Source organism: Arthrobacter sp. EpRS71 (genome assembly GCF_001512285.1).
In the GTDB taxonomy this organism is placed as follows: Bacteria; Actinomycetota; Actinomycetes; order Actinomycetales; family Micrococcaceae; genus Arthrobacter.
On record NZ_LNUV01000006.1, the window covers coordinates 2174021 to 2194025 of the forward strand.

At 60.7% G+C, this 20005-nt stretch carries 30 protein-coding genes; 3 read left to right on the plus strand and 27 right to left on the minus strand.

The window, feature by feature from the left end; all coding sequences use genetic code 11:
* Positions 1-16 precede the first annotated feature (16 nt).
* The 8 genes from truA to AR689_RS20510 all read right to left on the minus strand — a co-directional run bounded on the left by truA (position 17) and on the right by AR689_RS20510 (position 5292).
* Positions 17-907: a tRNA pseudouridine(38-40) synthase TruA gene (gene truA, locus AR689_RS20475; protein WP_231745613.1), complete on the minus strand. Its 891-nt coding sequence runs from the start codon at positions 905-907 to the stop codon at positions 17-19.
* Between the two features lie 32 nt (positions 908-939).
* Entirely contained in the window at positions 940-1485 is a 546-nt protein-coding gene (gene rplQ, locus AR689_RS20480) for a 50S ribosomal protein L17 (RefSeq protein WP_062073152.1), read from the minus strand.
* A 66-nt stretch (positions 1486-1551) separates the two neighbouring features.
* Entirely contained in the window at positions 1552-2562 is a 1011-nt protein-coding gene (locus tag AR689_RS20485; RefSeq protein WP_011775567.1) for a DNA-directed RNA polymerase subunit alpha, read from the minus strand.
* A gap of 149 nt (positions 2563-2711) precedes the next feature.
* Positions 2712-3113, minus strand: a complete 402-nt coding sequence (gene rpsK, locus AR689_RS20490; RefSeq protein WP_014922380.1) for a 30S ribosomal protein S11 — start codon at positions 3111-3113, stop codon at positions 2712-2714.
* Between the two features lie 51 nt (positions 3114-3164).
* Positions 3165-3542, minus strand: coding sequence for a 30S ribosomal protein S13 (gene rpsM, locus AR689_RS20495; RefSeq protein ID WP_011775569.1), 378 nt, complete (start codon positions 3540-3542; stop codon positions 3165-3167).
* Positions 3543-3738: 196 nt separating this feature from the next.
* A complete protein-coding gene (rpmJ, locus tag AR689_RS20500; RefSeq protein ID WP_011775570.1) occupies positions 3739-3852 on the minus strand; it encodes a 50S ribosomal protein L36 in 114 nt (37 codons plus the stop codon).
* A gap of 72 nt (positions 3853-3924) precedes the next feature.
* Positions 3925-4146 carry a translation initiation factor IF-1 gene (infA, locus tag AR689_RS20505; protein WP_011775571.1) on the minus strand — a complete coding sequence of 74 codons (222 nt, stop codon included), beginning with the start codon at positions 4144-4146 and terminating at the stop codon, positions 3925-3927.
* Between the two features lie 195 nt (positions 4147-4341).
* Entirely contained in the window at positions 4342-5292 is a 951-nt protein-coding gene (locus AR689_RS20510) for a P1 family peptidase (protein ID WP_197412934.1), read from the minus strand.
* 379 nt (positions 5293-5671) lie between these two features.
* Here AR689_RS20510 and AR689_RS20515 point away from each other — a divergent pair, with 379 nt between their 5' ends.
* From AR689_RS20515 to AR689_RS20525, 3 genes are read left to right on the plus strand one after another with little or no spacing between them, the layout of a single operon-like run.
* Entirely contained in the window at positions 5672-6658 is a 987-nt protein-coding gene (locus AR689_RS20515; RefSeq protein WP_197412935.1) for a carbohydrate ABC transporter permease, read from the plus strand.
* Positions 6655-7575 carry a carbohydrate ABC transporter permease gene (locus AR689_RS20520; RefSeq protein ID WP_062073157.1) on the plus strand — a complete coding sequence of 307 codons (921 nt, stop codon included), beginning with the start codon at positions 6655-6657 and terminating at the stop codon, positions 7573-7575. The genes AR689_RS20515 and AR689_RS20520 overlap by 4 nt, the downstream gene beginning before the upstream one ends.
* A 52-nt stretch (positions 7576-7627) precedes the next feature.
* On the plus strand, positions 7628-8974 hold the full coding sequence (locus AR689_RS20525) for an ABC transporter substrate-binding protein (RefSeq protein WP_062073158.1): 1347 nt from the start codon (positions 7628-7630) through the stop codon (positions 8972-8974).
* A 60-nt stretch (positions 8975-9034) separates the two neighbouring features.
* Here the strand turns inward: AR689_RS20525 and map are convergent, their stop codons facing one another.
* The 19 genes from map to rplB form a co-directional block, all read right to left on the minus strand.
* Entirely contained in the window at positions 9035-9862 is an 828-nt protein-coding gene (map, locus tag AR689_RS20530; protein ID WP_062073159.1) for a type I methionyl aminopeptidase, read from the minus strand.
* Between the two features lie 183 nt (positions 9863-10045).
* Positions 10046-10615, minus strand: a complete 570-nt coding sequence (locus AR689_RS20535; protein WP_178997654.1) for an adenylate kinase — start codon at positions 10613-10615, stop codon at positions 10046-10048.
* 5 nt (positions 10616-10620) lie between these two features.
* Positions 10621-11931 (minus strand): preprotein translocase subunit SecY, encoded by a 1311-nt coding sequence (gene secY / locus AR689_RS20540; RefSeq protein ID WP_024817581.1) that lies wholly within the window; start codon positions 11929-11931, stop codon positions 10621-10623.
* A 184-nt stretch (positions 11932-12115) separates the two neighbouring features.
* Positions 12116-12598 (minus strand): 50S ribosomal protein L15, encoded by a 483-nt coding sequence (gene rplO, locus AR689_RS20545; RefSeq protein ID WP_062073163.1) that lies wholly within the window; start codon positions 12596-12598, stop codon positions 12116-12118.
* Complete coding sequence (gene rpmD / locus AR689_RS20550) at positions 12598-12804, minus strand: 50S ribosomal protein L30 (RefSeq protein WP_011775580.1); 207 nt, start codon at positions 12802-12804, stop codon at positions 12598-12600. The genes rplO and rpmD overlap by 1 nt, the downstream gene beginning before the upstream one ends.
* Before the next feature lie 2 nt (positions 12805-12806).
* A complete protein-coding gene (rpsE, locus tag AR689_RS20555) occupies positions 12807-13478 on the minus strand; it encodes a 30S ribosomal protein S5 (protein WP_011775581.1) in 672 nt (223 codons plus the stop codon).
* A 29-nt stretch (positions 13479-13507) separates the two neighbouring features.
* Positions 13508-13891: a 50S ribosomal protein L18 gene (rplR, locus tag AR689_RS20560; protein ID WP_062073165.1), complete on the minus strand. Its 384-nt coding sequence runs from the start codon at positions 13889-13891 to the stop codon at positions 13508-13510.
* A gap of 3 nt (positions 13892-13894) precedes the next feature.
* Positions 13895-14431, minus strand: a complete 537-nt coding sequence (gene rplF, locus AR689_RS20565; RefSeq protein ID WP_062073167.1) for a 50S ribosomal protein L6 — start codon at positions 14429-14431, stop codon at positions 13895-13897.
* An 18-nt stretch (positions 14432-14449) separates the two neighbouring features.
* Positions 14450-14848, minus strand: a complete 399-nt coding sequence (gene rpsH / locus AR689_RS20570) for a 30S ribosomal protein S8 (protein WP_011775584.1) — start codon at positions 14846-14848, stop codon at positions 14450-14452.
* 78 nt (positions 14849-14926) lie between these two features.
* On the minus strand, positions 14927-15505 hold the full coding sequence (gene rplE, locus AR689_RS20575; RefSeq protein ID WP_062073169.1) for a 50S ribosomal protein L5: 579 nt from the start codon (positions 15503-15505) through the stop codon (positions 14927-14929).
* Positions 15505-15864: a 50S ribosomal protein L24 gene (gene rplX / locus AR689_RS20580; RefSeq protein WP_062073171.1), complete on the minus strand. Its 360-nt coding sequence runs from the start codon at positions 15862-15864 to the stop codon at positions 15505-15507. Before rplX ends, rplE begins: the two co-directional genes overlap by 1 nt.
* 3 nt (positions 15865-15867) lie before the next feature.
* On the minus strand, positions 15868-16236 hold the full coding sequence (gene rplN, locus AR689_RS20585) for a 50S ribosomal protein L14 (protein WP_003803789.1): 369 nt from the start codon (positions 16234-16236) through the stop codon (positions 15868-15870).
* Positions 16237-16589: 353 nt separating this feature from the next.
* On the minus strand, positions 16590-16886 hold the full coding sequence (gene rpsQ, locus AR689_RS20590) for a 30S ribosomal protein S17 (RefSeq protein ID WP_011775587.1): 297 nt from the start codon (positions 16884-16886) through the stop codon (positions 16590-16592).
* Complete coding sequence (gene rpmC, locus AR689_RS23690) at positions 16883-17203, minus strand: 50S ribosomal protein L29 (protein ID WP_014922387.1); 321 nt, start codon at positions 17201-17203, stop codon at positions 16883-16885. Before rpmC ends, rpsQ begins: the two co-directional genes overlap by 4 nt.
* Positions 17204-17205: 2 nt before the next feature.
* On the minus strand, positions 17206-17622 hold the full coding sequence (gene rplP / locus AR689_RS20600; protein WP_003803795.1) for a 50S ribosomal protein L16: 417 nt from the start codon (positions 17620-17622) through the stop codon (positions 17206-17208).
* A complete protein-coding gene (gene rpsC, locus AR689_RS20605) occupies positions 17623-18444 on the minus strand; it encodes a 30S ribosomal protein S3 (protein ID WP_011775589.1) in 822 nt (273 codons plus the stop codon).
* Positions 18445-18810 carry a 50S ribosomal protein L22 gene (gene rplV / locus AR689_RS20610; RefSeq protein ID WP_011775590.1) on the minus strand — a complete coding sequence of 122 codons (366 nt, stop codon included), beginning with the start codon at positions 18808-18810 and terminating at the stop codon, positions 18445-18447. It abuts the gene before it with no gap.
* Between the two features lie 38 nt (positions 18811-18848).
* Positions 18849-19130, minus strand: a complete 282-nt coding sequence (gene rpsS, locus AR689_RS20615; RefSeq protein WP_011775591.1) for a 30S ribosomal protein S19 — start codon at positions 19128-19130, stop codon at positions 18849-18851.
* 12 nt (positions 19131-19142) lie between these two features.
* Entirely contained in the window at positions 19143-19982 is an 840-nt protein-coding gene (rplB, locus tag AR689_RS20620) for a 50S ribosomal protein L2 (protein WP_011775592.1), read from the minus strand.
* Between the last annotated feature and the right edge of the window lie 23 nt (positions 19983-20005).

A 20005-nucleotide genomic window follows, 5' to 3' on the forward strand; every position in this document is an offset into this window, starting at 1 on the left:
GGACGAAGAACAGGGGCTACTCCCGCCGGGCCCGCGTCAGCTCAGCCCGGACCAGCATCTCGGCATCGGACGGATAAGCAACTTCCTCCAGCACCAAGGGGTGCGGTGCTGCGAGCACAGATTTCGCGTCCCTTCGACGTTCCAGCAGACGCGAGTGCAGCCATGCCGGGGTTTCCAGGCCCTCCCCCACGCGCGCTGCGGAACCAACCAAGGACCGCACCATGTTGTGGCAGAACGCATCGGCCTGAACGGTGACAACTATGACGCCGTCGCTTGCACGCTCAAAGGCAAACTTCTGCAGCTCGCGTATGGTGGTGGCGCCTTCACGCGGCTTGCAGTAAGAGCGAAAATCCTGGAGCCCCAGCAACGCCGAAGCACCCTCATTCATATGAGACACGTCCAGGGGCGACTTGTGCCATAAGGTGATGCCGCGCAGCACCGGGTCCCAGCGTTCCGGGCCGTCGGCAATCCGGTAACTGTACCTACGCCACAACGCTGAAAACCGGGCGTCGAAACCATCCGGTGCCAGACCGGCGTCGTGCACTTCCACAGCACCGGTGAGGTCGCCGAGGATACGGCTCAAGGCTCCCCGCAACCGACGCAGAAGCGCGACGGCGGGATCAAGTTCGTGCCCGCGCGGCAGTGACAGCCACTCGGTTTCAGTCAGGTCCATATGGACCACCTGGCCCCGGGCGTGGACACCCGCGTCAGTCCGGCCAGCCACCGTGACACGAACGGGCCGCTGCAAAAGGAGCGCCAAAGCCTCTTCAAGGGATCCTTGCACCGTCCTAAGACCGGGCTGCAATGCCCAACCGTTGAAGGGTCCGCCGTCGTACGAAAGATCAAGCCGGACACGCAAAAACCCGCCGCCCCCCATAACGGGGGCAGCGGGTTTTCGTTCGTTCATAGACTTAAGTCTACTGTGAAGAATTCAGTGAATTACTTCTTGTCCTCAGCGGCCGGAGCCTCTTCGGTCTCAGCAGCTTCAGCTTCAGCAGCTTCTGCCTCAGCGGCAGGAGCCTCTTCGGTTTCAGCGGCTTCGGTCTCAACGACCTCTTCCTCGGCAGCCGGAGCAGCCTTGGCAGCGGCAGCGGTTGCTTCAGCAACAACGGCCTGCTTCGGGGAAACCGGCTCGAGAACGAGCTCGATGACAGCCATGGGAGCGTTGTCGCCCTTGCGGTTGCCGATCTTGGTGATGCGGGTGTAGCCACCATCGCGGTTAGCAACAGCGCCGGCGATGTCGGTGAACAGCTCGTGGACAACGCCCTTGTCGCTGATCAGGCCGAGAACGCGGCGGCGCGAAGCGAGGTCGCCACGCTTGGCGAAGGTGACCAGACGCTCTGCGTACGGCTTGAGGCGCTTGGCCTTGGTGACCGTGGTGGTGATGCGCTTGTGCTCAAAGAGAGCAGCTGCCAGGTTCGCGAGCATCAGGCGCTCGTGAGCCGGGCCGCCTCCGAGGCGCGGACCCTTAGTGGGGGTAGGCATAGTTATTTCTCCTGTTATGTAAGCCGATCAGGTCCATTGCTGGACCCGGCGGCCAAGATCTGCTGTTTAGAGCTCGTCGTCGCTGAACGCGGCGTCGTCCTCTTCGATGGCTGCGGCGCGGGCTGCGAGATCGAAACCGGGAGGGGAGTCCTTAAGGGACAGACCCAGTTCCACGAGCTTTGCCTTGACCTCGTCAATGGACTTCGCACCGAAGTTACGAATGTCCATCAGGTCAGCCTCGGAGCGGGCAACGAGTTCACCCACGGTGTGGATGCCCTCACGCTTGAGGCAGTTGTAGGAACGGACGGTGAGGTCCAGATCCTCGATCGGCAGAGCCATGTCCGCTGCCAGGGCAGCGTCCGTCGGCGACGGGCCAATCTCGATACCTTCAGCTGCGGTGTTCAGCTCACGAGCCAGACCGAACAGTTCCACCAAGGTGGTGCCTGCGGAAGCAACGGCATCGCGCGGGGCGATGGCCTGCTTGGTCTCGACGTCGACAATGAGCTTGTCGAAGTCGGTGCGCTGCTCAACACGGGTAGCTTCCACGCGGAAAGTTACCTTCATGACCGGCGAGTAGATCGAGTCAACCGGAATACGGCCGATCTCGGAGTCGCCGGACTTGTTCTGAGCTGCCGAAACGTAGCCACGGCCGCGCTCGATGGTCAGTTCGAGTTCGAACTTGCCCTTCGAGTTCAGGGTGGCAATGTGCAGATCCGGGTTGTGGAATTCGACGCCGGCCGGCGGAGCGATGTCCGCGGCGGTGACGACTCCGGGGCCCTGCTTGCGCAGGTAAGCAACAACCGGCTCATCGTGCTCGGAGGAAACCGAAAGGTTCTTGATGTTCAGGATGATCTCGGTGACATCTTCCTTGACACCCGGAACCGTGGTGAACTCGTGCAGCACGCCATCGATCCGGATGCTGGTTACAGCGGCACCGGGGATGGAGGAGAGCAGGGTACGGCGGAGGGAGTTTCCGAGGGTGTAGCCGAAGCCCGGCTCCAGCGGTTCAATGATGAAACGGGAGCGGTTCTCGGATACAACTTCTTCAGACAGGGTGGGGCGCTGTGCAATGAGCACTTAGGTTTCCTTTCGGCGAGCATCCGCTATATGACGCAACACAGGTGGTGGAAATCGGCTTCGGTTTCCAGCCTGACCAGCCGGACCATGCTGATGGATGATCGAAACCATCCATAGCAGGCCCGGCCGGTCAGGCGGGGAAGACCTAATTAGACGCGGCGGCGCTTCGGCGGGCGGCAACCGTTGTGGGCGCTGGGGGTGACGTCCTGGATGGAGCCAACCTCGAGGCCAGCGGCCTGAAGCGAACGGATTGCGGTTTCGCGTCCGGATCCCGGGCCCTTGACGAATACGTCAACCTTGCGCAGACCGTGCTCCTGAGCGCGCTTTGCAGCAGCTTCGGCAGCCATCTGGGCAGCGAACGGGGTGGACTTACGGGAGCCCTTGAAGCCAACCTCACCGGCGGAAGCCCATGAGATGACAGCACCGTTCGGGTCCGTGATGGACACGATGGTGTTGTTAAAGGTGCTCTTGATGTGCGCCTGGCCAAGCGCAATATTCTTCTTATCCTTGCGACGCGGCTTACGAACCGCTCCACGAGTCTTCGGGGGCATTGTTTCTCCTACAGAAAGTTATCGGGGGAAAACCGGATTAATCCCGAGGGATTAACGTCCGGCCTTCTTCTTGCCGGCGACGGTGCGCTTCGGGCCCTTACGGGTACGAGCGTTGGTCTTCGTACGCTGTCCGCGTACGGGCAGGCCCTTGCGGTGGCGCAGGCCTTCGTAGCTGCCGATCTCTACCTTGCGGCGGATGTCAGCGGCTACCTCGCGGCGAAGGTCACCCTCAACCTTGTAGTTGCCTTCAATGTAGTCACGCAGCTGGACCAGCTCGGCGTCAGTCAGGTCCTTGACGCGAACGTCAGCGCTGATGCCGGTGGCAGCCAGGGTTTCGTGTGCACGGGTCTTGCCCACGCCGTAGATGTAAGTAAGCGCAATTTCCAACCGCTTTTCGCGGGGAATGTCTACGCCAGCGAGACGAGCCATAGTGGCAGTACTCCTTGAATAAACCGGAGGTCGTAGGCAGTACACCCACACGTTCAGTGTGGCCCCAGCCTCCGACCGGGGGTTCGCTGACCAGGCTCTGTACTGCAGTCCTGGCACAGCTTGTGCTGCCTTTATTTACTTGCGTGGGCTAGCAGCCCAGGTTTGTCCTTGCGGACACTGATTCCCGAAGGGGGAATTAGCCCTGGCGCTGCTTGTGGCGCGGGTTCTCGCAGATCACCATGACCCGGCCGTTACGGCGGATCACTTTGCACTTGTCGCAGATCTGCTTGACGCTCGGCTTGACCTTCATGGCGTTCCTTTGCGTGTTTTGCAGTTGATCTGCTGGAGCGGCTTAGGCACTTTTGCCTTGCCGCCCAGCAATTTACTTGTAGCGGTAGACGATACGACCACGTGTGAGGTCGTATGGGCTCAGCTCAACCACTACCCGGTCCTCGGGGAGGATTCGAATGTAGTGCTGTCGCATCTTCCCAGAGATGTGTGCGAGAACGACGTGCTTATTGGTGAGCTCAACGCGAAACATCGCATTGGGCAGCGCCTCAGTCACAACGCCCTCGATCTCAATGACCCCGTCCTTCTTGGCCATATCCTCCGCTAACTGTTGTTTGCCACCGTCCTTCAGTTAGGCACCGAAGATCCAGCGGACGTTTTTTGTTTGCTTGGTTCTCTTGGAACCACGACACTGAAAAGGGCGTGGCTGCAGAGACAACCAACAAATAACTCTACGCCAATGAGGCCGGAAAGTTAAATCCGTCTATGGTAGCGCACCCGTCTCCAGCCGTCACTCCCCCGCTGGCCGATAAGCCGGGAAGTCTCCCGCCGCCGTCGAGACGCTTTCCGCCGCCATGACGCCATCCAGAATGGCCAGCCGGACGGCTTCCGCCGCAGCGCTTTGGAGCGTTATCAGTGAGACTTGGCGTGCCTGTTCGGTACTGCGGTCAAGCTCGACGGCGCCGGTCGCCAAGGCGAACACGGTATCGCCGTCCGCAAGGGTATGGGACGGATCCAAGGCCCGGGCCAACCCCGCATGCCCGCCAGATGCCGTCCGCTTGCACTCGGCGACATCCAAGACAGCGTTTGTGGCGATCACCACGAGCGTTGTGTTCAGCCCCTGCGGCGGAACAGCCATGCCCGCCGCAGCCTGTGGCCCCGACCCGCTGACCACTGGCATTCCGAGTGCGTTCACCACAGCAAGGGCCCCCACCATCACCCCGCCATCAAGAGTGATGGAAGAAGTACCTACCCCGCCCTTGTAGTGTCCACGTGCAACTACCGCACCGGTCCCGGCACCAACATTTCCACGTTCGACGGCGGCATGGTCGCCTGAGGCGAAGGCTGCTGCAGCAGCCTGGTAACCCATGTCGGCGTTGGGTCGGGCTTTGACGTCGCCACCCCGCCCGAGGTCGAAGATGGCCGCCGCCGGCACAATGGGCACCACCGTCCCCGGAACAGCAAAACCCCTGCCCTGCTCCTCGCACCACAATTGGGCTCCGGTAGCCGAGGCCAACCCAAAAGCACTGCCCCCGGTCAACACCACGGCATCCACGGTGGACACCAACGTGGTCGGATCCAGGGCATCAGTTTCATGCGTCCCGGGCCCACCCCCGCGCACATCGACAGACCCCACGGTCCCCGGCGGAGGAAGCACGACAGTAACCCCGGACAACCACCCCTCCCCGACTCTCTGCACATGCCCAACCCGTATGCCAGCAACATCGGTGATCGAATTCATGGCTCCATTCTCCACCTCCGGCCGAAAAACGAACTGACGGTGCGCTGGGCCCCGGCAGCGCGCGTCTAAGGTGGGCCCACGACGGCAGGGTTCCCTGGCCGAGCTTGCGAGGTTAGGGCGCCGTTGGGGCGGCACGACCGAGCGCGCAGAGGGGCGCAGCGCGCCGACAGGCGCGGTTCACCCGAGAAGTGGGAGGCCGGCCTCAAATACGAACACCCGAGTAACGCCGAGTAAACGGGCTTGGAAGGGTAAGCCAACTATCGATACGGCCCCCCATTTTGGCCAAAACGCGGGCTTTCGGTGTGGTGAGCTAGGCCTGTCTTCGCCGCCCCGGTCAGGGAGCTGGCGCCCCACATTCGCCCGAAACCGTTAGTGACTCATGACTACCCGACAGATTCACAGCACCAGTGCTGCGCCTGCAGACATGCCGGCCGAGCCCCCGGTTCCGCCGGTCAGAGCAGCCAAACCCGGTCAGGCTGGAAAGCGCTGGTCCACCCGCAGCCGCCGGGAATTCTTTGTGTTCCTGGCTATGGCCCTGCCTAACCTCGCACTGATCGGCACGTTCACCTATTGGCCGCTGATCAACAACATCTACTACTCCACCTTGGATTGGACCCTCGGTTCGGCTTCGGCCACAGTGGTGGGACTGCAGAACTACGTCACGTTCTTTACCAGTGAAGAAGCGTCCACGGTCCTTGGGACCACAGCAATCTTCACGCTGGTGACAGTGGGCGGTTCCATGGTCCTGGGCCTGTTGGTTGCCCTTGCCCTGAATTCAAAGGTCCGGGGCACCACGTTTGCCCGGTCAGCTGTCTTCGCGCCGTATGTACTGTCCGGTGTAGGCGTTGGTTTGGTGTGGCTCTTCATTTTCGATCCCGGCTACGGGGTGCTGGCGTGGATCCTGCGCGGCTTTGGCCAGCAGAGCCCTCAGTGGATCAACGATCCCCAGCTCTCGTTGGTGATGGTGATCATCGTGTACGTCTGGAAGAACCTGGGTTACTGCGCCGTGGTCTACCTCGCTGGCCTCCAGTCACTCCCCCGCGACGTCATGGAAGCTGCGGCGCTGGATGGGGCCAATGGTGCACGGAGGTTTTTCAGCATCTCACTACCGCTGCTATCCCCCACCACGTTCTTCCTGCTGATCACCACCATGCTGAGTTCATTGCAGGCATTTGACCTCATCCGCATCATGACCCCCTTGGGGAACGGCACCAGCACCTTGATCTATGAGGCGTACCTGCAGGCGTTCGGCGCGTACAACCGGGCAGGCTACTCAGCCGCGATTTCGGTGGTTCTCTTCGCGATCCTGCTCATCATTACTGTTCTTCAACTGCGGTTCGTTGAGCGAAAGGTCCACTACTCATGAGCGCGCCCACACCCGCCGTCGTCGTTGATTCCCCACAAGAGAACGCGCAGTCAGCTGCGCGGCAAGAGCGGCCGCGGCCTTTCTCCACAACCAATCTCATCCGGACGGTGGCCACCGGCTACCTGCCGTTGATCCTGGCAACGCTGGTGGTCTTCCTGCCGTTGCTGTGGATGTTGCTGAGTTCGTTCAAGCAACCCGGCGAGATCGTCACCATGGATCTGAAGATCCTGCCCGAGTCCTTGAACCTGGCGAACTACGCCACAGCCATGACCACGGTTCCGTTCGCCCAGTTCTTCGCCAACAGCCTGATCGTTACGGCGGTGGGTTCCACCATCAAGGTGATTCTCGCGATCCTGACGGCGTACGCGCTGGTGTTTGTCCGCTTCCCGTTCAAGAACGTGATCTTTGTACTGATCCTGGTGGCACTCATGGTCCCCGCACAGGTATCCATTCTGCCCAGCTACATCCTGATCGCGGGTATGGGTGGGAAGAACACCTTGTGGGGCATCATCCTTCCAGGCCTCGGTACGGCGTTTGGCACCTTCCTGCTGAGGCAACACTTCCTGACGCTGCCGCCCTCGATTCTGGAAGCAGCCGAAATCGACGGTGCGGGCCACTGGCGGCGGCTGTGGCAGATCATCGTGCCGGTCTCGGTGCCGTCCATCGCCACGGTGGCGCTCGTGACCGTGGTCAGCGAATGGAATGACTACATTTGGCCGCTCATCATCACTGACCGCCCCGAAACCATGACGCTCCCCGTGGGCCTGACCCTGCTGCAGAACTCCGAGGGCAACGGCGCAGGCTGGGGAATCCTCATGGCCGGAGCGGTCTTGGTGATCGTTCCCATCCTGCTGGTCTTCGCCGCGCTCCAGCGCTACATCGTTGCCGGGCTGACACAGGGCAGTGTTACCGGCTGAATTTCTCCAACTGCACCATTCGCATCGAAGTACCGTACTGAGAGGAAACACCATGCGCAGCAACCTTGACCGCCGCCATTTCCTGGGGCTGGCAGGCCTCGGAGCCGGAGCCGCGGCCCTCGCCGCATGCGGCGGGCCGTCGACGGCGGGCACGGCAGACGCCGTCGACACCGCAACCATCGATTTCACCGGTGTAAAGCCCGCCGCGTCCATCGATTTCTGGACCAACCACCCCGGTAAGTCGCAGGACGTGGAGAAGGCGATCATTGAGAAGTTCCATGCCAAGTTCCCTGACATCAAGGTCAACCTGGTAACGGCCGGGGCAAACTATGAAGAGATCGCCCAGAAGTTCCAGACCTCCCAGGCGGCAAAGACGGGGCTGCCGGGCTTGGTTGTGCTCTCCGACGTTTGGTGGTTCCGCTACTACTCCAACGGCAGCATCATCCCCATCGATGGTTTGGTGAAGCAGCTCGATATCAAGATTGACGACTTCCAGAAATCCCTGGTTGATGACTACAAATACGAAGACAAGCAGTGGGCTCTCCCTTACGGCCGGTCCACGCCGCTGTTCTACTACAACAAAGATCACTTCAAGGCAGCAGGCCTCCCGGATCGTGCACCGGCAACCTGGCAGGAATTCGCGGAGTGGGCTCCGAAGCTCAAGGCCACCTCCGGCGCCCAGTACGCCTACATCTACCCTGCCCTTGCCGGCTACGCGGGCTGGACCCTCCAGAACAACTTGTGGGGTTGGGGCGGCAGCTGGTCCAAGGACTGGGACATCACCTGCGATTCAGCCCAGTCCGTAGCTGCGCTGCAGTGGGCCCAGGACTCCATCTATAAGGACGGTTGGGCGGGTGTCTCATCCAAGGAAGCAGCGGATGACTTCGCCGCCGGGATCACCTCGTCCACCATTTCCTCCACAGGCTCATTGCTCGGCGTTCTGAAAGCAGCCAAGTTCAACGTGGGCGTAGGGTTCCTGCCTGGCGGCCCGGAGGCACCCAGCGGCGTCTGCCCCACTGGCGGCGCAGGCCTGGGCATCCCCAGCGGCATCACCAAGGAAGAGCAGTTGGCTGCGGCAACGTTCCTCAAGTTCATGACGGAACCGGAGAACACTGCAGCTTTCTCGGCCGCCACCGGCTACATGCCCACCAGGCTCTCGGCGGACATGTCGGCGGTCCTTGCGGCAACACCACAGATCAAGACCGCCATGGACCAGCTCGCCGCGACCAGGGTCCAGGACAATGCCCGGGTGTTCCTGCCTGGCGCGGATCAGGAGATGGCCAAGGCAGCGGCGAAGATCCTCACGCAACAGGGCGATGTCCAGGCAACCATGACCGATCTCAAGAAGACGCTCGAGGGTATTTACACCAAGGACGTCAAGCCCAAGCTCAAGGCATAACCGCTTCAGAACAAGGAAGAGCCGGGCTGCGTTTGCAGCCCGGCTCTTCTTCTGCGGGTGTTACGGGATGGGGACGGGCACGACGCCGAGCGGCACCAACTGCGCGGCGCCGCCATCAGCGGCGGACAGGACCCAGATGCCCTTGTCATGCACAGCCACCGAGTGCTCCCACTGGCAGGAACGCTTGCCGTCGGTGGTCACCACAGTCCAGTCGTCGTCGAGGGTTGCGGTCTCGATGTCACCACGAACCAGCATGGGTTCAATGGCCAGGCACAGGCCGGGCCGGATCTTGGGGCCGCGGTGACTGGTCCGGTAGTTCAAAACGTCCGGTGCCATGTGCATCTCGGAGCCAATGCCGTGTCCCACGTAGTCCTCCAGGATGCCCAGGGGTTTTCCCTGGACGGAAGATACGTAGTCGTCAATGGCGTTTCCGATGTCTCCTACATACTTGCCGTTGGCCAGGGCAGCGATGCCGCGCCACATAGCTGCTTCGGTGACATCGGAGAGACGCTGGTCTTCCGGATCTGCGTTGCCCACGATCACGGTCCTGGCGGAGTCGGAATGCCAACCGTCAACGATGCAGCCGCCGTCAATGGAGATGATGTCGCCATCCTGGAGGACCTTGCCGCCCGGGATACCGTGAACCACTTCCTCATTGACCGAGGTGCAGATGGTGGCCGGGAAGCCGTGATATCCAAGGAAGTTCGACTTCGCCCCGGCATCATTGAGGACCGCGGCGAAGACGTCGTCCAGGTCCTTGGTGGTGACGCCCGGTTTGGCCGCGGCAACGGCAGCGTCGAGTGCACGGCTCAGGACGAGTCCGGCCTGGTGCATGATGCGCATCTGCTCGTTGGTTTTGTATTCAATGCGGGGCTGACCGAACGCCATGATCTCCTCTGGAAGGTTTGCTGTAGAGGCCGATCAGGCCTCTTGCTTCAACCATTTTCCCGTACCGGGGAGCGTGGCCGAAATTGAACTGCAGGTGGAATAGGAAAAGGGTGTGTCCCGCACTCACGGTACGGGACACACCCCTCACTCCAGCGCCGGGCTGCCGGCTACGTGGAGAACAAACTACACGGCCTTGGCCGACTCGATCGCCGTCAGCACGCGGTCGGTAACTTCATCGATACCACCGATGCCATCAACCTGCGTGAGGATGCCACGCTCGGCGTACTTGGCCACAACTGCCTCGGTCTGCTCGTGGTAGAGATCCAGGCGGTGGCGGATGACGGTTTCGTTGTCATCCGAGCGGCCCGTTTCCTTGGCACGGCCCAGGAGACGGGTGACCAGTTCTTCGTCGTCAGCGGTGAGCTGGAGCACGACGTCGAGCTCCTGCTCGCCCTCAGCGAGGATCTGGTCAAGGTAGTCAACCTGCGCGGTGGTGCGCGGGTAGCCATCCAGGAGGAAGCCGTTTTCGACATCGCTCTGGCTCAAGCGGTCACGAACCATATCGTTCGTGACGCTGTCCGGAACAAAGTCCCCGGCGTCCATGTACTTCTTGGCTTCGATGCCCAAAGGGGTTTCGCCCTTGACGTTGGCACGGAAGATGTCGCCGGTGGAGATGGCGACTACGCCGAGGCGCTCGGAAATCCGCTCAGCCTGCGTACCCTTGCCCGAACCGGGAGGTCCAATGATCAGCATTCTCGTCATCGCAAAAGCCCTTCGTAGTGACGTTGTTGTAGCTGCGCATCAATCTGCTTGACGGTTTCCAGGCCAACACCCACCATGATCAAAATAGACGTGCCACCGAACGGGAAGTTCTGGTTGGCGTTGATCAGGACAAGTGCAACCAAAGGAATCAACGCCACGAAGCCCAAGTAGAGGGCTCCAGGCAAAGTGATCCTGGAAAGCACGTACTGCAGGTAGTCCGCGGTCGGTTTACCCGCCCGGATGCCCGGAATAAACCCGCCGTACTTCTTCATGTTGTCCGACACTTCTTCAGGGTTGAAGGTGATGGCAACGTAGAAGTAGGTGAAGAACACAATCATGGCAAAGTACAGAGCCATGTAGATGGGGTGGTCGCCACGGGTGAGGTTGTTGTTGATCCACTCAACCCACGGGGCCATCTGCTCCCCTGGCGCCGGCTGGTTGAACTGCGAAATCAGCCCGGGCAGGTACAGCATGGAGGAAGCGAAGATGACAGGCACGACGCCGGCCATGTTCACCTTGATGGGGATGTACGTGCTGGTGCCGCCCACAGTGCGGCGTCCGATCATCCGCTTGGCGTACTGAACGGGAACACGACGCTGTGACTGCTCCACAAACACCACCAGGGCTACTGTGAGCAGGCCGACGGCCAGGACTGTGAAGAAGGTGCCAGGACCCTTGGACTCCCAAATGGAGCCCAGCGAGCCGGGGAAGCTTGCGGCGATGGAGGTGAAGATCAGCAACGACATACCGTTGCCAACACCCTTTTCGGTGACCAGTTCGCCCATCCACATGATGAGGCCGGTGCCGGCCGTCAACGTGATGATGATGAGGATGGTGGTCATGATGCTCTCATCAGGAATGATGGGCAGGTTGCAACCAGGGAGCAGCTGACCGGATCGGGCAAGAGACACCAGAGTGGTGGCGTTCAACAGACCGAGGGCGATAGTGAGGTACCTGGTGTACTGCGTCAACTTTGACTGACCGGAGGAGCCCTCTTCGTAGAGCTGCTGGAACCGGGGAATGACCACCCGGAGCAGCTGCACGATGATGCTCGCAGTGATGTAGGGCATGATGCCCAACGCAAACACTGAAACCTGCAGCAACGCGCCGCCGCTGAACAAGTTCACCAGCTGGTAGATGCCCTGCGAGGTGTCACCGGTGTTCAAGCATTGCTGGACATTCTGGTAGTTCACACCAGGCGAGGGGATGAAAGCTCCCAAGCGGAAGATTGTGATGATTCCCAGCGTGAACAACAACTTGCGTCGCAAATCAGGCGTCCGAAACGCCCGGCCGAATGCGCTTAGCAAGCGTCCTCCTGAGTAGAAAGTACAAGGATGTGGATGGATCAATGAAACCCAACAACCGAGTCTAACCGCTTGTGACGCCGTCGGAATAATCGAGAGCCCACAATCACGCAAAAAATCCCGGTATACGAGGCCGAAGCCCCGCATACCGGGATCTTTTTACAACGGGCTTTTGCCCCACTTGCTCTTAGAGAGCAGTGGTGCTTCCGCCAGCTGCAGCAATCTTTTCCGCAGCGCTGGAAGAGAATGCGTGGACCGTGACGTCAACCTTGACGGTGATGTCGCCGGTGCCCAGCACCTTCACGGGCTGGTTCTTGCGAACGGCACCCTTCTCAACCAAGGACTCCACGGTGACAACGCCACCTTCCGGGAACAGCTCGTTGAGCTTCTCCAGGTTAACAACCTGGAACTCAACCCGGAACGGGTTCTTGAAGCCGCGCAGCTTCGGCAGGCGCATGTGCAGCGGCAGCTGGCCGCCGGCAAAGCCAGCCTTTACCTGGTAGCGGGCCTTCGTACCCTTGGTACCGCGACCAGCGGTCTTACCCTTGGAGCCTTCACCACGACCAACACGGGTCTTGGCGGTCTTGGCACCCGGGGCGGGGCGCAGGTGGTGGACCTTCAGAGCGTGCTGCTTCTCAACAGTCTCTTCGGCGGTCTTGTTCTCTGCCATTACTTCGCCTCCTCTACATTCACGAGGTGCGGAACCGTGTTCAGCATGCCAACGGTCACGGCGTCAGCGTTGCGGACAACAGTGTGTCCGATGCGCTTGAGGCCGAGGGACCGAAGGGTAGCCTTCTGGTTCTGCTTGGCGCCAATGACGCCCTTGATCTGGGTGATCTCCAACTTGGCGTCGGAGGGAGTCAGGTTCTTAGCCATGACTAAACACCTGCCTTCTGGTTCTGGAGCGCGCGCACCAGAGCAGCAGGAGCAACCTCGTCCAGCGGCAGGCCACGGCGGGCAGCCACGGAAGCGGGCTCTTCGAGCTGCTTCAGAGCGGCAACAGTCGCGTGAACGATGTTGATCGCGTTTGAGGAACCGAGCGACTTGGAGAGGATGTCGTGGATACCCACGCACTCCAATACCGCGCGGACCGGACCACCGGCGATAACACCGGTACCGGCGGAAGCCGGACGCAGCAGGACTACACCTGCAGCGGCCTCACCCTGCACACGGTGCGGGATGGTGCTGCCAACGCGGGGAACGCGGAAGAAGGACTTCTTGGCCTCTTCAACGCCCTTTGCGATAGCCGCGGGAACTTCCTTGGCCTTGCCGTAGCCAACGCCGACCATACCGTTGCCGTCACCGACGACGACGAGAGCGGTGAAGCTGAAGCGACGACCACCCTTGACGACCTTGGCAACGCGGTTGATGGTGACAACGCGCTCTACGAACTGGCTCTTCTCAGCCTCACGACCGCCGTCGCGGCCACCGCGGCCACCACGGTCGCCGCGGCCCTGGCCACGGTCGCCGCGCTCGCCACGACGTCCGCCGCGGCGGTCATCGGTAGCGGGTGCGGTCTCAGTTGCTTCAGCAGCTACAGCTTCAGTCACCTGAATGTCCTTTTCGTTATTTTCAACGGTCACAGTGCCAGCCCACCTTCGCGAGCACCGTCAGCGACGGCGGCGATGCGGCCGTGGTACTTGTTACCGCCACGGTCGAAGACAACAGCTTCGACGCCTGCAGCCTGGGCACGCTTGGCAACGAGCTCGCCGACGCGCTTGGCCTTGGCAGTCTTGTCTCCGTCAAATGCGCGGAGGTCAGCTTCCAGGGTGGAAGCGTAAGCCACGGTTACACCCTTGCTGTCATCGACAACCTGGACGAATACGTGACGTGCCGAACGGTTGACGACCAGACGAGGACGTACAGCCGTACCGGTGATGCGCTTGCGGATACGAAGCTGGCGACGGCTGCGTGCAGCAGACTTGCTCTTGTTCGAACGCTTCTTGTTAATTGCGATGGCCATGGTTTACTTACCAGCCTTTCCGACCTTGCGGCGGATGACTTCGCCGGCGTAACGGACACCCTTGCCCTTGTAGGGGTCAGGCTTGCGCAGCTTGCGAATGTTGGCAGCAACCTCGCCGACCTGCTGCTTGTTGATACCCGCAACAGAGAGCTTGGTCGGACCCTCTACTACGAAGGTGATGCCTTCGGGTGCAGAGACGCTGACAGGGTGGCTGTAGCCCAGAGCGAACTCCAGGTCAGAACCCTTGGCCTGAACGCGGTAACCAGTACCAACGATTTCAAGCTTCTTCTCGTAGCCCTCGGTAACGCCCTGGATCATGTTGGCGATCAGGGTGCGGGTCAGGCCGTGCAGCGAACGCGAGTTGCGCTCGTCGTTCGGGCGGGTGACCGTGAGAGTGTTCTCTTCCTGGGTAACCTCGATCGGGCTGGCCACAGTGTGGCTCAGCTCGCCTTTGGCACCTTTGACGCTGATGACGGAGCCATCGAGCTTGACCTCAACTCCGGCAGGAACGGTGATGGGGAGACGTCCAATACGTGACATTATTCTCTTCCTTTCCCGTTACCAGACGTACGCGAGGACTTCGCCGCCCACGCCCTTCTTGCCGGCCTGCTTGTCAGTCAGGAGGCCGGAAGAGGTGGACAGGATTGCGATACCCAGGCCACCCAGCACGTGCGGCAGGTTGGTGGACTTCGCGTAAACGCGGAGGCCCGGCTTGGAGATGCGGCGGACGCCAGCGATGGAACGCTCGCGGTTCGGACCGAACTTCAGGTCGATGGTCAGCTTCTTGCCAACCTCGGCGTCTTCTTCCTTCCAGCCGGCAATGTAGCCTTCTGCCTTCAGGATGTCAGCAACGCGTGCCTTCAGTTTGCTGTACGGCATGGACACGGTGTCGTGGTATGCCGAGTTTGCATTGCGCAGACGCGTGAGCATGTCTGCGACAGGATCTGTCATAGTCATTTGGGCTATAGCCCTTCCTCGTACCGGTTTCCGCTGCGCCCGCTCCTAGGAGCGTGCGCGGTCGGACCTGTCACGTAGTTAGTTTTCGGTCTTGAACGGGAAACCAAGCGCCTTGAGCAGCGCGCGGCCTTCGTCATCGGTCTTGGCGGTGGTGACGACCGTGATGTCCATACCGCGAACGCGGTCGATGGAATCCTGATCGATTTCGTGGAACATAACCTGCTCGGTCAGACCGAAGGTGTAGTTACCGTTGCCGTCGAACTGCTTGCCGTTGAGGCCGCGGAAGTCGCGGATACGCGGCAGTGCCAGCGAAACCAGACGGTCCACGAATTCCCACATGCGGTCTCCACACAGAGTTGCGTGTGCACCGATGGGCATGCCTTCGCGCAGTTTGAACTGTGCGATCGACTTGCGGGCCTTGGTTACCTGCGGCTTCTGGCCGGTGATCAGGGTGAGGTCGCGGACGGCGCCGTCGATCAGCTTGGAGTCCTTGGCGGCATCTCCAACACCCATGTTCACTACAACCTTGACCAGGCGGGGAACCTGGTTGACGTTCGCGTAGCTGAATTCGTCCTGCAGGGACTTTTTGATGGTCTCTGCGTACTTCGTCTTCAGACGCGGAACGATCTTTACTGGAGTCTCGAGAGTCTCAGTCATTAGATGTCCTTCCCGGTGGCCTTGGACACGCGGATACGGACGGTCTTGGTAGCGCCATCCTTCTCAACGGTGTCGAGACGGAAACCAACACGGGTCGGCTTCTTGGTCGACGGGTCAACCAAAGCAACGTTGGAAACGTGGATCGGGGCTTCAACAACCTCGATGCCACCGGTCTTGGTGCCGCGCTGCGACTGACCGACCTTGGTGTGCTTGGTGACGCGGTTGATTCCCTCTACCAGCACGCGGTTGGTGTCCGGGAATACGCGCAGGACCTTGCCCTGCTTGCCGCGGTCGCCGCCACGTTCCTGCTTGGCGCCGGTGATGACCTGAACGAGGTCACCCTTCTTGATCTTAGCCATGGACTAAAGCACCTCCGGGGCCAGCGAAACGATCTTCATGAACTTCTTGTCGCGAAGTTCACGACCAACCGGGCCGAAGATACGGGTACCGCGGGGGTCACCGTCGTTCTTCAGGATCACAGCTGCGTTTTCGTCAAACTTGATGTAGGAACCATCCGCACGGCGGCGTTCCTTCTTGGTACGAACGATGACAGCCTTGACGACGTCACCCTTCTTTACGTTGCCGCCAGGGATAGCGTCCTTGACGGTGGCGACGATGACGTCGCCGATGCCTGCGTAGCGACGACCGGATCCACCGAGAACGCGAATGGTAAGGATTTCCTTAGCACCCGTGTTGTCGGCGACCTTGAGTCGCGACTCCTGCTGAATCAATTTTTACTCCTTGCGTCGCGCCGGTTCTCAGACCGAAATCATGCATACGGAATGAGCCTTGCGGAACGGTTGATCGGGGTGTCTCTTGACCTGCCTGGATTTTGCCAGTACAGGCCTAAACGCCCGTGCCACAAGCATCAGCTTCCCTTGCAGAAAACTCTGCGCGGGGCAGTATGCAGCGGCACGATTGTTTACGAGGTAGTGGACGACGCACAAGTGGCGCCATACAAACTCAATATCCTAGCACGTTAAGAGCCTGAAACCGAAACGGCTGGAGAAGCGGAGAAGCCCGCATTCCCAAGGGAATACGGGCTTCTCCAGTGAATCACTGCCAGGCATGCCTGGCGTCGGATTTACTTGGCCTTTTCGAGGATCTCCACCAGACGCCACCGCTTGGTAGCGGAGAGCGGGCGGGTCTCTGAGATGAGAACGAGGTCGCCGATGCCGGCGGTGTTCTCTTCGTCATGAGCCTTGATCTTCGAGGTGCGGCGAATAACCTTGCCGTACAGAGCGTGCTTCACGCGGTCTTCAACCTGAACAACGATGGTTTTTTCCATCTTGTCAGAGACAACGTAGCCGCGACGCGTCTTACGGTAACCGCGCTGTTCAGCGCTGGCTGCTGCTTCCGTCACAGTTTCCTTCTCGCTCACTTGGCGTCCTCTCCAGCTTCAACCTCGGCCTTTTCAGCCTTGGCAGCCTTCTTGGACTTCTTTTCTTCCTTGGCTTCCACAACCGGTGCGGCAACCTCGGCACGAATGCCCAGCTCGCGCTCACGGAGAACGGTGTAGATGCGTGCGATGTCTTTCTTTACCGCGCGCAGGCGACCGTGGTTCTCCAGCTGTCCGGTGGCGGACTGGAAACGCAGGTTGAACAGCTCTTCCTTGGACTTGCGGAGTTCTTCAACGAGACGCTCGTTGTCGAAACCGTCCAGCTGTGCGGGTGCGAGATCCTTCGACCCTACTGCCATTTCTATTCACCACCTTCGCGACGCACAATGCGTGCCTTCAACGGGAGCTTGTGGATTGCCAGGCGCAGGGCCTCGCGAGCTACCTCTTCATTGACACCGGAGAGTTCGAAGAGAACCCGGCCCGGCTTGACGTTTGCGACCCACCATTCAGGAGAACCCTTACCGGAACCCATGCGGGTTTCGGCAGGCTTCTTCGTGAGCGGACGGTCCGGGTAGATGTTGATCCAGACCTTACCGCCACGCTTGATGTGGCGGGTCATCGCGATACGAGCAGACTCGATCTGACGGTTGGTTACGTATGCCGGGCTGAGAGCCTGGATACCGTACTCACCGAAGCTGACCTTGGTGCCGCCCGTTGCAGCGCCGGAACGACCCGGGTGGTGCTGCTTACGGTGCTTGACTCGACGTGGGATAAGCATTTAAGCCTGTCCTCCTTCTGCTGCCGGAGCAGCAGCTTCAGCGGCCGGTGCTTCAACGGCAGCGGGTGCTGCCTCAGCTGCCGGACGGTCGTTACGACGACGGCGGTCGCCACCCGGGCGGCCCGGACGGTCTCCTGCACGGCCACGGGACGGAGCAGCAGCTGCCTGCTGAGCCAGTTCCTTGGCAGTTACGTCACCCTTGTAGATCCAAACCTTCACACCGATACGGCCGAAGGTGGTCTTGGCTTCGTAGAAGCCGTAGTCGATGTTCGCGCGGAGGGTGTGCAGGGGCACACGGCCTTCGCGGTAGAACTCCGAGCGGGACATTTCTGCGCCACCCAGACGACCCGAGCAAGCAACACGGATACCCTTGGCACCCGCACGCTGTGCGGACTGCATGGCCTTCTTCATCGCACGGCGGAAAGCCACGCGGGAAGTCAGCTGCTCAGCGATGCCCTGGGCAACAAGCTGTGCTTCCATCTCGGGATTCTTGACCTCGAGGATGTTCAGCTGAACCTGCTTGCCGGTGAGCTTTTCGAGCTCGCCGCGGATGCGGTCTGCTTCAGCGCCGCGGCGGCCGATAACGATACCCGGGCGTGCCGTGTGGATATCCACGCGGACACGGTCACGGGTGCGCTCGATCTCGACCTTGGCGATGCCGGCGCGCTCCATGCCGGTGGACATGAGCTGACGGATCTTGATGTCCTCGCGGACGAAATCCTTGTAGCGCTGTCCGGGCTTGGTGCTGTCAGCGAACCAGTGCGAAACGTGGTCGGTGGTGATGCCGAGTCGGAACCCGTGCGGGTTAACTTTCTGTCCCACTTAGCGAGCCTCCTCTTTCTCCGGGGTTGCGACAACCAGCGTGATGTGGCTGGTCCGCTTCCTAATGCGGTAGGCGCGGCCCTGGGCACGCGGCTGGAACCGCTTCATGGTCGGGCCTTCATCAACAAATGCTTCGGTGATGAAGAGGTCGCTGTCGTCGAATGCAACGCCGTCACGGTCCGCGAGGACACGTGCGTTGGCCATTGCCGACTGAAGTACCTTGAATACCGGCTCCGAAGCTGCCTGGGGGGCAAACTTCAGAATTGCCAGAGCCTCATTCGCTTGCTTACCACGAACAAGGTTGACGACGCGCCGGGCCTTCATAGGCGTTACGCGGATGTGACGCGCAATAGCCTTGGCTTCCATTGCTTTCCTTCTCTCGTCTAAGACGTAAAGTCAGGCGCCTAGCGGCGCTTGCCCTTACGGTCGTCCTTAACATGGCCGCGGAATGTCCGCGTGGGAGCGAATTCGCCGAGCTTGTGCCCGACCATCGACTCAGTGACAAACACCGGGATGTGCTTGCGTCCGTCGTGTACGGCGATCGTGTGCCCGAGCATGTCGGGGATGATCATCGAACGGCGGGACCAGGTCTTGATGACGTTCTTGGTGCCCTTATCGTTTTCCCGTGCGACCTTCACAAAGAGGTGCTGGTCAACGAAAGGACCTTTTTTCAGGCTGCGTGGCATGTGTCCAGGCTCCTATCGCTTGTTCTTGCCAGTACGGCGGCGACGAACAATAAGCTTGTCGCTCTCTTTGTTCGGACGGCGGGTACGGCCCTCGGGCTTGCCGTTCGGGTTAACCGGGTGACGTCCACCGGAAGTCTTACCTTCACCACCACCGTGCGGGTGGTCAACCGGGTTCATGGCTACACCACGGACGGTCGGGCGAACGCCCTTCCAGCGCATGCGGCCGGCCTTGCCCCAGTTGATGTTCGACTGCTCGGCGTTGCCCACCTCGCCGACGGTTGCGCGGCAGCGCACGTCAACGTTGCGGATTTCGCCGGAGGGCAGACGCAGCTGAGCGAAGCGGCCTTCCTTGGCAACGAGCTGTACCGAAGCACCTGCGGAACGTGCCATCTTGGCGCCGCCACCCGGACGCAGTTCAACTGCGTGGATTACGGTACCAACCGGGATGTTGCGCAGCGGCAGGTTGTTGCCCGGCTTGATGTCAGCGTCAGGACCAGCCTCGACGAAGTCACCCTGGGACAGCTTGTTGGGAGCGATGATGTAACGCTTGGTGCCATCAACGTAGTGCAGGAGTGCGATGCGAGCCGTGCGGTTCGGGTCGTACTCAATTTCGGCAACGCGGGCGTTGATGCCATCTTTGTCGTGACGACGGAAGTCGATCAGACGGTACTGGCGCTTGTGCCCACCACCCTTGTGACGGGTGGTGATCTTACCGGAGTTGTTACGGCCGCCTGTTTTGTGCAGCGGACGCAGCAACGACTTTTCCGGAGTCGATCGCGTGATTTCAGCGAAGTCGGCTACGCTCGAGCCACGACGGCCCGGGGTAGTCGGCTTGTATTTACGGATTCCCATAATTTATTTCCTCGTTAAAGTGG

Bases quoted from the DNA above. Each gene is read 5' to 3' on its own strand.
- rpsS (WP_011775591.1), bottom strand. From the start codon at position 19,130: ATGCCACGCAGCCTGAAAAAAGGTCCTTTCGTTGACCAGCACCTCTTT.
- truA (WP_231745613.1), bottom strand. From the start codon at position 907: ATGAACGAACGAAAACCCGCTGCCCCCGTTATGGGGGGCGGCGGGTTT.
- AR689_RS20525 (WP_062073158.1), top strand. From the start codon at position 7,628: ATGCGCAGCAACCTTGACCGCCGCCATTTCCTGGGGCTGGCAGGCCTC.
- AR689_RS20510 (WP_197412934.1), bottom strand. From the start codon at position 5,292: ATGAATTCGATCACCGATGTTGCTGGCATACGGGTTGGGCATGTGCAG.
- infA (WP_011775571.1), bottom strand. From the start codon at position 4,146: ATGGCCAAGAAGGACGGGGTCATTGAGATCGAGGGCGTTGTGACTGAG.
- rpsK (WP_014922380.1), bottom strand. From the start codon at position 3,113: ATGCCCCCGAAGACTCGTGGAGCGGTTCGTAAGCCGCGTCGCAAGGAT.
- rplR (WP_062073165.1), bottom strand. From the start codon at position 13,891: ATGGCCATCGCAATTAACAAGAAGCGTTCGAACAAGAGCAAGTCTGCT.
- AR689_RS20520 (WP_062073157.1), top strand. From the start codon at position 6,655: ATGAGCGCGCCCACACCCGCCGTCGTCGTTGATTCCCCACAAGAGAAC.
- rplX (WP_062073171.1), bottom strand. From the start codon at position 15,864: ATGGCTAAGATCAAGAAGGGTGACCTCGTTCAGGTCATCACCGGCGCC.
- rpmD (WP_011775580.1), bottom strand. From the start codon at position 12,804: ATGGCTAAGAACCTGACTCCCTCCGACGCCAAGTTGGAGATCACCCAG.
- rplE (WP_062073169.1), bottom strand. From the start codon at position 15,505: ATGACTGAGACTCTCGAGACTCCAGTAAAGATCGTTCCGCGTCTGAAG.
- rpmC (WP_014922387.1), bottom strand. From the start codon at position 17,203: ATGGCAGTAGGGTCGAAGGATCTCGCACCCGCACAGCTGGACGGTTTC.
- rpsM (WP_011775569.1), bottom strand. From the start codon at position 3,542: ATGGCTCGTCTCGCTGGCGTAGACATTCCCCGCGAAAAGCGGTTGGAA.
- rplO (WP_062073163.1), bottom strand. From the start codon at position 12,598: ATGGCAGAGAACAAGACCGCCGAAGAGACTGTTGAGAAGCAGCACGCT.
- rplF (WP_062073167.1), bottom strand. From the start codon at position 14,431: ATGTCACGTATTGGACGTCTCCCCATCACCGTTCCTGCCGGAGTTGAG.
- rpmJ (WP_011775570.1), bottom strand. From the start codon at position 3,852: ATGAAGGTCAAGCCGAGCGTCAAGCAGATCTGCGACAAGTGCAAAGTG.
- rplV (WP_011775590.1), bottom strand. From the start codon at position 18,810: ATGGAAGCCAAGGCTATTGCGCGTCACATCCGCGTAACGCCTATGAAG.
- rplP (WP_003803795.1), bottom strand. From the start codon at position 17,622: ATGCTTATCCCACGTCGAGTCAAGCACCGTAAGCAGCACCACCCGGGT.
- rplQ (WP_062073152.1), bottom strand. From the start codon at position 1,485: ATGCCTACCCCCACTAAGGGTCCGCGCCTCGGAGGCGGCCCGGCTCAC.
- AR689_RS20515 (WP_197412935.1), top strand. From the start codon at position 5,672: ATGACTACCCGACAGATTCACAGCACCAGTGCTGCGCCTGCAGACATG.
- rplB (WP_011775592.1), bottom strand. From the start codon at position 19,982: ATGGGAATCCGTAAATACAAGCCGACTACCCCGGGCCGTCGTGGCTCG.
- rpsH (WP_011775584.1), bottom strand. From the start codon at position 14,848: ATGACTATGACAGATCCTGTCGCAGACATGCTCACGCGTCTGCGCAAT.
- map (WP_062073159.1), bottom strand. From the start codon at position 9,862: ATGGCGTTCGGTCAGCCCCGCATTGAATACAAAACCAACGAGCAGATG.
- AR689_RS20535 (WP_178997654.1), bottom strand. From the start codon at position 10,615: ATGCTGATCATTGGACCTCCCGGTTCGGGCAAGGGTACGCAGGCTGAG.